The following is a 9,011-nucleotide window of genomic DNA, read 5'->3' as shown; positions in this document are numbered from 1 at the left end:
ATATATCCCCTACTTCTAGTGGATAATCTATTTTAATTTTTATAAGCTGTTTAGGTATATTTGCAACTTCTAGTTCTTCACCTTTATCATTTTCCATACGATTAATAATTAAAGTATAGAAATCCTTGCTATTACCAAATATTTCTATTTCATCGCCTTTAAAAAACCTATTTCTTTGCTCAATAGTAGCGATTTTATTTTCTTTATCATATTCTTTTACAATACCAATAAAGTCATAGTTTCTTATATAGGAGGACGAAGTATAAATTTGGTCATTTTCATCAGGCTTATTATAAAAAAATCCTTTTGTAAAATATCTATGACTTGCCTTATTAATTTCATCAAAATATTTTTTGCTAATTTCTTTACTGAAATTCCCTTCATAATAGCTATCTATTACTTGTCTATATGACCTAATAACAGTTGCTACATAAAAAGGTGTCTTCATTCTACCTTCAATCTTGAAGCTATCAATTCCTGCTTCTATTAGTTTATCTACCTCATCTATAAGGCATAGGTCCTTAGAATTCATAATAAAGGTACCGCCCTTGCCATCTTCCTCAATTGGATAATATTCACCAGGTCTGGTTTCTTCTTGAAGGGAATACTTCCACCTACATGGTTGGGCGCAATCGCCCCTATTTGCATCTCGCCCAGTCATATAACTAGATAATAAACATCTACCTGAATATGATATACACATAGCTCCGTGAATAAAACATTCTATTTCCATATCTTTTGGTGTATTTTTCCTAATTTCAGTAATTTCCTTTAATGATAATTCTCTAGCTAATATTATCCTTTTAGCTCCCATTTCATACCAGAAATTTACCGTAGCGGAATTGGTTACTGATGCTTGAGTTGAAATATGAAGGTCTATATTGGTGTGCTTTTTTGCTAGAGAAAAAATACCAGGATCAGATATAATTAGGGCATCTATACCAATATTATTAAGGTTTTCCAAATATTCTACGATCCCATCCATATCTCCATCGTGGGGCATAATATTCATTGTCACATGGACCCTAACATTCCTGTCGTGAGCATAAGCAACTGCTTTTTTTAGTTCATCGTTATTAAAATTTTTAGCATTAGCCCTAAGTCCAAAGTTATCACCAGCAAGATATACTGCATCTGCTCCAAACTTAATTGCTGTCATTAGCTTTTCAAAGTCGCCCGCGGGGGCCAATAATTCTACTTTTTTATCTGTCATTATCTCTCCTAACACTTAAGGTAAGTCCATCCCCTATAGGAATAACAGATGTATTAAAATCTTCTAAGTCTGTTATATAGGCAAGGAAATTCCTAAGTCTTTTTACTAAAGTATTCTTTCTTTTTTCCATAATATCATCATTGCAAACCTCACCTCTAAACAAGACGTTATCAGCAATGATTATCCCACCCTTATTAAGGAGTTTGCTTGTAATTTTAAAATAATCTAGATATCTCGATTTATTAGCATCTATAAAAACAAAATCAAAGCCTTGATTAATACTTCTCAAGGCTTTCATTGCGTCATCGTTAATTAGATTGACCTTTACATTATATTTTTCAAAATTTTTCTTTGCAATATCTGCTGTATCTTTATCTAACTCTATAGTTGTGATATCTGCACCGGTATATTTTTTAAAGCAAAGTGATGAATAACCTATAGCTGTGCCTATCTCAAGAATTTTTTTTGGCTTAGCTATTTGTAAAATGCTTATAATAAGCTCCTTAGTTTGGCTATTCATAATTGGTACATCATTTTCTATAGCATATTTTCTTAAATCGACAAAATCTGTGTCATTAAGCAAATCTTCAATAAAAAGGGATATATATTTGTAATTAATATTTCCCATCTTCTATCTCTGATATTACTGGTAGAATCATTGGATCTCTACCAAGTTCATTGTATATATAAGATTTTAAATCTTCTCTAATTTGATATTTAATTTGACTTAAAGCCTTTATATCTTGTTTCTTACACTTATTAATTGACCTTAAAACAATATCTTTAGAGTTTTCTATAATATCTTGATTTTCTTTTACATATACAAAACCCCTTGATACGATTTCAGGACCAGCTAATAATTCTTGTGTATGTCTATCAAAAGTAATAGAAACTACCATCAATCCGTCTTCAGATAAGTGTTTTCTATCTTTAAGAACAATATTACCTACATCACCAATTCCAGATCCATCAACAAGAACATTTCCAGCTTGAACCTTACCTTTTATACCTGCAGATTTCTTTGTAAACTCAATTACATCTCCATTCTCACATAAGAATATATTTTCTTTTGGTTGACCCATATCTTGTGCAATTTCGCTGTGTTTTTGTAATTGTCTGATTTCACCGTGGGCAGGTATTAAATATTTAGGTGTAATTAATTGATACATAAGCTTTATTTCTTCTTGACATGCGTGTCCTGAAGCGTGTACCTTTGCTAATGATGAATAAATAATCTTACAACCAATTTTAGTTAAATTATTGATAGTAGTATTAATTGCCATTTCATTTCCAGGGATAGCAGAAGAAGATAAAATTACCATATCTGTTTCATTTAAAGTAATTTGTCTATGTTCTTTATTTGCCATCCTTGTCAATGCGCTTAAAGGTTCACCTTGAGTACCAGTCGATAAAATAACTAATTCATCGTCAGCATATTTTTTTATTGCTTTCATATCAATTAGAGTATTTTTCTTTATTTTCAAATATCCTAATTCATTAGCGATTCTAACGTTATTTAACATTGACCTGCCTGAAAGCGCAACTTTTCTATTGTATTTTTCGGCAGCAGTAATTATTTGTTGAACTCTGTGAAGGTTTGATGCAAAAGTTGCAACTATTATTCTTGATTTTGCTTGACCAAATATCTTAACAAAAGTTTCTCCAACTACCTTTTCACTTAGAGAAAATCCTTCTCTTTCAACATTTGTAGAGTCAGCAAATAGAGCTAACACACCTTTTTTTCCAAGCTCAGCAAGTCTCTGAATGTCAGTTGGGTCGTTATCAATAGGTGTAAAATCCATCTTAAAGTCACCAGTGAATATTATTGTACCTAGAGGAGATTTAACCGCTATAGCACAAGCATCGGGTATAGAGTGACTTACTCTTATAAATTCAGCACTTAAACTTCCAGCTTTTACAGTGTTATTGACATTAACCATTTTTATCTTATTAGGATTAATACCGTGTTCTTTAAATTTATTTTCTAGAAGACCCTTTGTCAATTTGGAGCAATATACATTTGTATCTACATTTTTTAGAAAATATGGAATTGCTCCTACGTGGTCTTCGTGACCGTGAGTTACAAATATTCCCCTTAGTTTATTTTTGTTTTCTTCGACATAGGTAAAGTCTGGAATTACTATATCTACTCCGAGCATTTCTTCATCAGGGAATGTTAAACCACAGTCTATCATTATCATATCATTACCATACTCTACTAGAGTACAGTTTTTTCCAACTTCGTGTAATCCACCTATCGGGATTATTCTTAATTTTTTTTCATTTGTCATTATTTCTCCTTATTATTATGACAATCGGAACAGATTCCATAAATTCTTAAAGAATAATAAGACAAATCAAAATTATAATTTTTCTTGAGAGAATTTTTAACGTCTTCAAAAGACAAAAACTCATCTTCTAATATTTTGCCACAAGACGTACAAATTATATGGTCATGATGGTCACTTTCTGGATCAATTATTTCATAAGTATAAGCTTGATCAGTAAACTCTTGCTTGTTAACTATCCCTAACTCATCAAAAATATTCAAAGTCCTATAGATAGTCGCAATACCAACTTGTTTATGGTCTTGGTGCACAATGGAAAAAAGCTGTTCTGGTGTCAGATGCTTTTTTGAAGAGCTTTTTAAAACATTAAAAATCAATTCTCTTTGTTTTGTAAATTTTTGGTTGTTCTTCTCGAAAATTTTCCTTACTTCTTCAATGTTCATCTTTATCTCTTTTCATCTCTTCATAAAATTCTATTATTTCATTTAGTTCATTTTGATCTTCAATAGTTTTAAAAGTTATAAGGTCACAAGTATTTTCGACCTCAACAATCATAATCATGTCATCTCCAACTTTTTTTAGAGCAGCATAATTTTTTTCATCTATTCCGAATGTATCTAGTATATTAAATTCGACTTCGTTATTATTTTCATCCAGTAAAAAGATACTATCCATTACTTCTCCTGTCTAAATAACTTTGCAATATAAAGCTTGCAGCAATCTTATCGATATGAGTTTTTCGATTTTCTCGTCTGACTTTCAAATCAATTAAAACAGATTCAGATTCAACCGTTGTAAGTCTTTCATCTTGAAATATAATTTCTTTATCTATTCTTTTTTTTATCAAGTCTACAAAACTGATAACCTTCATAGATTGAGGACCTATGGTATTGTTCATATTTTTAGGCAGGCCTACAACAATTAAAGAAATATCTTTATCCACAATAATTTCTTCAATCCTATCTATATCATGTTTTGCTTTAGTTCTTTTTATCGTTTCATAAGGTTGGGCAGTTATAAACAAAGGGTCGCTAAGAGCGACACCTATAGTTTTATCACCAACATCAAGTCCCATAATCCTAGTCATTGATGTAATTATTCAATAATTCTTCTAAAATTTTATCTCTATCTACTGCTCTAATAAGCTTTCTGGCATTATTATGAGCGGTTATATAAGTAGGATCCCCTGATAGCAGGTAACCTACTATTTGAGAATTTGGCTTATAACCCTTTTCTTCTAAAGCCTTGTAAACTGTTGTAAGAATCTCTCTAATATTATTCTTTTCAATGTCTTCTCTCTTGAAAAGCATAGTTTCATTAAGCTTATTATTGTCAGTCATCAATTACTCCTTTATGATTTCGTAAGCCCTATTAAGTGCCTTATCTAAAGCTGCAATATCTGTTCCACCTGCTTGGGCAAAATTCTTTTTGCCGCCTCCATTACCTCCAGTTATTTGAGCTATTTCTCTAACTATCTTGCCAGCATTGTACTTATCTGTTAGTTTATCATCTACTGACACAGTAAATATAATCTTATCGCTAACTGTTGCAAAGATTATAAGTAAATTATCAAATTCGCTCTTAAACCTATTTTCTAATTCACGTAATTCATCTACACTTACATTATCAAATTTAGCTATTAATAAGTTTACACCATTAATACTTTCAATCTTTGATTTTAGTTCACTATAGATATCCTTATTAGATTGTGATTTTAATCTCTTGATTTCACTATCTTTTTCACTTATTTCAGATTTTAAAGAATTTATTTTTGATGAAATATTATTTATATTAGCATCTAAACTCTTAGCTATATCTTTAATAGTGTTTTCTTTATTTATTAAATCTTCATATACAGCCCTACCAGTAATAGCTTCAATCCTTCTTACACCAGCAGCTGCAGATGATTCTGATTTAATTTTAAAAATTAATACTTCAGCTGAATTATTAACGTGGCATCCACCACACAATTCTATAGAATAATCTCCCATTGAAACAACTCTTACTATATCCTTATATTTATCTTCGAATAGAGCAACAGCACCTAATTCTTCAGATTTTTTATAATCCATATACTCTTTCTTTACTGGGAGTTGTTCCCTTATTTTAGCATTAATTTCGTCTTCAACTTTTCTTAATTCTTCATTTGTTAAAGCTTTGTTATAGGTAAAATCAAATCTTAATTTATCTTCATCTACCAAAGAACCTGCTTGATTAATATTTTGTCCAAGAACATCTTTTAAAGCCTTGTCTAACAAATGGGTAGCTGAATGGTTTCTTTGAATATCAAGTCTTCTCTCAAGATCAATTACAAATCTGGCCTCGTCATCCTTAGATAGTTCACCTTCAGTAACTTCCACATAATGGAATATAATATCATTTTTCTTCTGAACATCAACAACTTTTGCACATGCAGAAGGGGTTTTGATGTATCCAGTATCAGCAACCTCTCCGCCACCTTCTGGATAAAATGAAGTCTTATCACTAACTATTATACCTTTACTTGGTGCTTTTATCGAAGATTTCTCTTCACCATCCTCAAATATAGCTATAATATTTGCTTCAAGGTCAAAGTTTTCATATCCTTGGAAGTCAGTTTTTTCAAGATGATCTGCAGCAAGGTTATCGTGTTTATGCTTATTATCTGTTTTTCTAGCATTTCTAGCAAGATTTCTTTGATTTTCCATCTCTTCTTCAAATTTAACTTCGTCAAGATCAAGGTTTTTCTCTTCTAGAATTTCCTTGGTTAAATCAAGAGGAAAACCATAGGTATCGTATAATTTAAAGGCCTCACTACCATCAAGAATCTTTTTATTTTCCTTTTCCATGTCTGCAATTAAATCATCAAGTTTTTCCAAACCTTGATTTATTGTTTTTTGGAATCTCTCCTCTTCATCACTTATAACCCTATGGATATTATCCATATTATCGATTAATTCATCATATTCAGCCTTATAAGTTTCAATAACCTTATCAACAATTTTATTTAAGAATGGTCCATCAATACCTAATAATTTTCCGTGTCTATAGGCTCTTCTGATTAATCTTCTTAATACATAACCACGTTTTTCATTAGATGGTATAACACCATCAGAAACTAAGAAAGTCATAGCTTTTGCGTGGTCGGCAATAACCCTGATTGAAACATCATCAGCTTTATTTGTTTTATAAGTTTTTCCAGATAATTTTTCAATTTCAGAAATAATTTCTTTCATTACGTCTATTTCGAAAATATTATCTTTACCCTGAAGAATCATGGCAATTCTTTCAAGTCCCATACCTGTATCTATATTTGGATGGCTTAAATTAGTATAATTTCCTTGATTATCTTTGTTAAATTGAGTAAATACCAAATTCCATACTTCCATGAACCTATCAGAAGCATCATTACCTGGTTGGTTATCATTTTCATCAACTGCTCTTTCAGCACCCCTATCGACATAAATTTCTGAACATGGACCACAAGGACCTACTTCTAATTCCCAGAAGTTATCTTCTTTACCTTGTCTTAGAATTCTATCAGCAGGCATACCAATTTCATCATGCCAAATATTATAAGCTTCATCATCATCGTAATAAACTGTTACCCATAGGTCGTCTTTATTAATATCAAGTTTTTTTGTAAGGAATTCAAAAGCCCAGCTAATCGCTTCTCTTTTAAAATAATCTCCAAAAGAAAAGTTTCCAAGCATTTCAAAAAATGTACCGTGACGTTCTGTTTTACCAACTCTTTCGATATCACCGGTTCTTACACATCTTTGAGAAGATGTTGCCCTGTTATTTTTCATTTTTAATTCGCCAGTAAAGTATTTTTTAAGTGGCGCCATACCAGCATTTATTAATAAAAGTGTATCATCATCAATCGGTGTTAAAGGAAATGATTTTAATAATGTATGGTTTTTCTCATTTGCAAAAAATTCTAGATAGCTTTTTCTAAGCTCATTCATTCCTAAGTTCTTCATTAGTTCTCCTTAAATTTCGTGTTTAACAATATTTTCCAAAGTTATAGAGTCAATAGCTGAGTTTATAAGATAGTCAAGCTTTGTAAACAAATCATAAGCATCACACTTATCGTTACATATATACTTCCCACTTACACATTCACTTGTTGTCATATCTCCTTCTAAACTTCTTAGAATTTGACCTATGGTAACTTTATCTAGATCACTATTGATTTTGTATCCACCCTTTGGACCTCGGCTTGATATTATCAAGCCATCTTTTTTTAATATTCTAACTAATTGTTCTAAATAATTTTCTGATAAATTTAATTTTTCACTTATTTCAGAGACAGGTATGAAACCTTTATTTTGGTTTTCCGCGATATAGCAAACCGCCCTTAAACCATACCTACCCCTAGTAGATAATTTCATATATACCCCTATACTGTAATCAAATCTTTCATAGCCTCAAAATACTTTTCTCCAATGCCTTTGATATTCTTTATATCTTCAATCTTTTCAAATCTCTTTTCTTTCCTATAATTTAGGATTGCTTGAGCTCTTTTTTCGCCAACATTTGGCAAGGTCATTAGTTCTTCTTTGCTAGCCAAGTTAATATTTATCTTTTGACTTGATGACTTAGTTGGATTAGGTGTAACATCACCAACTGCTATATTAGTATTTTCAGAATTTATGTTTTGACTCTCATCAATATTAGGTATGTATATTTTCATTTGATCTTCTAGTCTCATAGCAAGATTTATAGAATTCTTATCAGCTTTTTCTGTGAATCCTCCTGCTCTTTTGACAAGATCATCTAACCTATCTCCATCCTTTATATCATATACACCGGAGTTTTTAATTTCTCCAGAAATATACACTTTTTTATCTTGGCTAGACAAATCATCTGCTTTTTCAGTATTTTCAACTTTCTTAGTATCATCTTCGATAGAGCTTGTTGTGACAATTTCCTCCTCATTTTTATCAAATAAGTTTTTAAAACCATCATTCGAGAAAAAATTTGCTAGTAAAATAGCAACAAAAATAACTGCAGCAAAAATGACTTTATCTTTCCTATCTTTAGACATACAAACTCCTGTAAAAGATACGAGATACTAATTTTCCCACAAATTATCTAAATCATAAAATTTTCTTTGCTTTTGTGTGAAAATATGGACTATTATATCATTCGCATCAATTAAAATCCACTCTCCTTCTCTAAGACCTTCTTTTGATTTGATGTCATAGCCTTCTTTATGGAGATTATCTTCTATATAATCAGCGAGGGCTCTTGTTTGATTTATAGAGTTACCTGTAGCAACTACAAAATAATCCGCTATTGATGAATCTTCGAGATTTATAACATTAATGTCCTCGGCTAATTTATCCTCTAATGTTTTAACAATTATATCTAATTTTTCCATTTTTCTCCTCAATTAAGTAATTTCTAGCTTCAAAGCTAAGAGGATTAATTAAAGCATTTTTATTTATTAGGAAGATAATATTGTTATCTAATAAGGCCAACATGGCCTTATTTAAATTCTGATATGAATATTTTCTGATATTATC

Annotated in this window: 11 protein-coding genes; all 11 read right to left on the bottom strand. The window is 30.9% G+C overall.

From position 1 onward, the window contains the following. Nucleotides 1–1,213, bottom strand: a 1,213-nt coding sequence (locus tag RQ907_RS06135) for a U32 family peptidase (protein ID WP_311492498.1), incomplete at its 3' end; no start/stop codon positions are given. Next, nucleotides 1,203–1,841 carry an O-methyltransferase gene (locus RQ907_RS06130; protein ID WP_311492497.1) on the bottom strand — a complete coding sequence of 213 codons (639 nt, stop codon included), beginning with the start codon at nucleotides 1,839–1,841 and terminating at the stop codon, nucleotides 1,203–1,205. The genes RQ907_RS06135 and RQ907_RS06130, both read right to left, overlap by 11 nt. After that, nucleotides 1,828–3,504 carry a ribonuclease J gene (locus RQ907_RS06125; RefSeq protein ID WP_311492496.1) on the bottom strand — a complete coding sequence of 559 codons (1,677 nt, stop codon included), beginning with the start codon at nucleotides 3,502–3,504 and terminating at the stop codon, nucleotides 1,828–1,830. Before RQ907_RS06125 ends, RQ907_RS06130 begins: the two co-directional genes overlap by 14 nt. Beyond that, nucleotides 3,504–3,944: a Fur family transcriptional regulator gene (locus RQ907_RS06120; protein ID WP_311492495.1), complete on the bottom strand. Its 441-nt coding sequence runs from the start codon at nucleotides 3,942–3,944 to the stop codon at nucleotides 3,504–3,506. The genes RQ907_RS06125 and RQ907_RS06120 overlap by 1 nt, the downstream gene beginning before the upstream one ends. Continuing rightward, entirely contained in the window at nucleotides 3,934–4,176 is a 243-nt protein-coding gene (locus tag RQ907_RS06115) for a DUF1292 domain-containing protein (RefSeq protein WP_311492494.1), read from the bottom strand. Before RQ907_RS06115 ends, RQ907_RS06120 begins: the two co-directional genes overlap by 11 nt. Next, the gene (ruvX, locus tag RQ907_RS06110; RefSeq protein WP_311492493.1) at nucleotides 4,169–4,588 is read right to left on the bottom strand and encodes a Holliday junction resolvase RuvX; all 420 of its coding nucleotides are present in this window, start codon (nucleotides 4,586–4,588) and stop codon (nucleotides 4,169–4,171) included. The genes RQ907_RS06115 and ruvX overlap by 8 nt, the downstream gene beginning before the upstream one ends. Then, entirely contained in the window at nucleotides 4,581–4,841 is a 261-nt protein-coding gene (locus RQ907_RS06105; RefSeq protein WP_311492492.1) for an IreB family regulatory phosphoprotein, read from the bottom strand. Before RQ907_RS06105 ends, ruvX begins: the two co-directional genes overlap by 8 nt. 3 nt (nucleotides 4,842–4,844) lie before the next feature. Beyond that, a complete protein-coding gene (alaS, locus tag RQ907_RS06100) occupies nucleotides 4,845–7,463 on the bottom strand; it encodes an alanine--tRNA ligase (RefSeq protein ID WP_311492491.1) in 2,619 nt (872 codons plus the stop codon). A 9-nt stretch (nucleotides 7,464–7,472) separates the two neighbouring features. Further along, entirely contained in the window at nucleotides 7,473–7,874 is a 402-nt protein-coding gene (locus tag RQ907_RS06095) for an Rrf2 family transcriptional regulator (protein ID WP_311492490.1), read from the bottom strand. A gap of 8 nt (nucleotides 7,875–7,882) precedes the next feature. Further along, nucleotides 7,883–8,530 (bottom strand): ComEA family DNA-binding protein, encoded by a 648-nt coding sequence (locus RQ907_RS06090; RefSeq protein WP_311492489.1) that lies wholly within the window; start codon nucleotides 8,528–8,530, stop codon nucleotides 7,883–7,885. Between the two features lie 27 nt (nucleotides 8,531–8,557). Beyond that, the gene (gene rsfS / locus RQ907_RS06085) at nucleotides 8,558–8,866 is read right to left on the bottom strand and encodes a ribosome silencing factor (protein WP_311492488.1); all 309 of its coding nucleotides are present in this window, start codon (nucleotides 8,864–8,866) and stop codon (nucleotides 8,558–8,560) included. Nucleotides 8,867–9,011: the final 145 nt, after the last annotated feature.

The organism is uncultured Anaerococcus sp., assembly GCF_963510575.1.
Taxonomy (GTDB): Bacteria; Bacillota; Clostridia; order Tissierellales; family Peptoniphilaceae; genus Anaerococcus.
This window is presented reverse-complemented; position numbering and strand designations above follow the sequence as displayed.

What these genes read in the sequence shown, in the direction of transcription:
- RQ907_RS06130 (WP_311492497.1), bottom strand. Translation starts at nt 1,841, where the DNA reads ATGGGAAATATTAATTACAAATATATATCCCTTTTTATTGAAGATTTG.
- RQ907_RS06125 (WP_311492496.1), bottom strand. Translation starts at nt 3,504, where the DNA reads ATGACAAATGAAAAAAAATTAAGAATAATCCCGATAGGTGGATTACAC.
- RQ907_RS06120 (WP_311492495.1), bottom strand. Translation starts at nt 3,944, where the DNA reads ATGAACATTGAAGAAGTAAGGAAAATTTTCGAGAAGAACAACCAAAAA.
- RQ907_RS06115 (WP_311492494.1), bottom strand. Translation starts at nt 4,176, where the DNA reads ATGGATAGTATCTTTTTACTGGATGAAAATAATAACGAAGTCGAATTT.
- ruvX (WP_311492493.1), bottom strand. Translation starts at nt 4,588, where the DNA reads ATGACTAGGATTATGGGACTTGATGTTGGTGATAAAACTATAGGTGTC.
- RQ907_RS06105 (WP_311492492.1), bottom strand. Translation starts at nt 4,841, where the DNA reads ATGACTGACAATAATAAGCTTAATGAAACTATGCTTTTCAAGAGAGAA.
- alaS (WP_311492491.1), bottom strand. Translation starts at nt 7,463, where the DNA reads ATGAAGAACTTAGGAATGAATGAGCTTAGAAAAAGCTATCTAGAATTT.
- RQ907_RS06095 (WP_311492490.1), bottom strand. Translation starts at nt 7,874, where the DNA reads ATGAAATTATCTACTAGGGGTAGGTATGGTTTAAGGGCGGTTTGCTAT.
- RQ907_RS06090 (WP_311492489.1), bottom strand. Translation starts at nt 8,530, where the DNA reads ATGTCTAAAGATAGGAAAGATAAAGTCATTTTTGCTGCAGTTATTTTT.
- rsfS (WP_311492488.1), bottom strand. Translation starts at nt 8,866, where the DNA reads ATGGAAAAATTAGATATAATTGTTAAAACATTAGAGGATAAATTAGCC.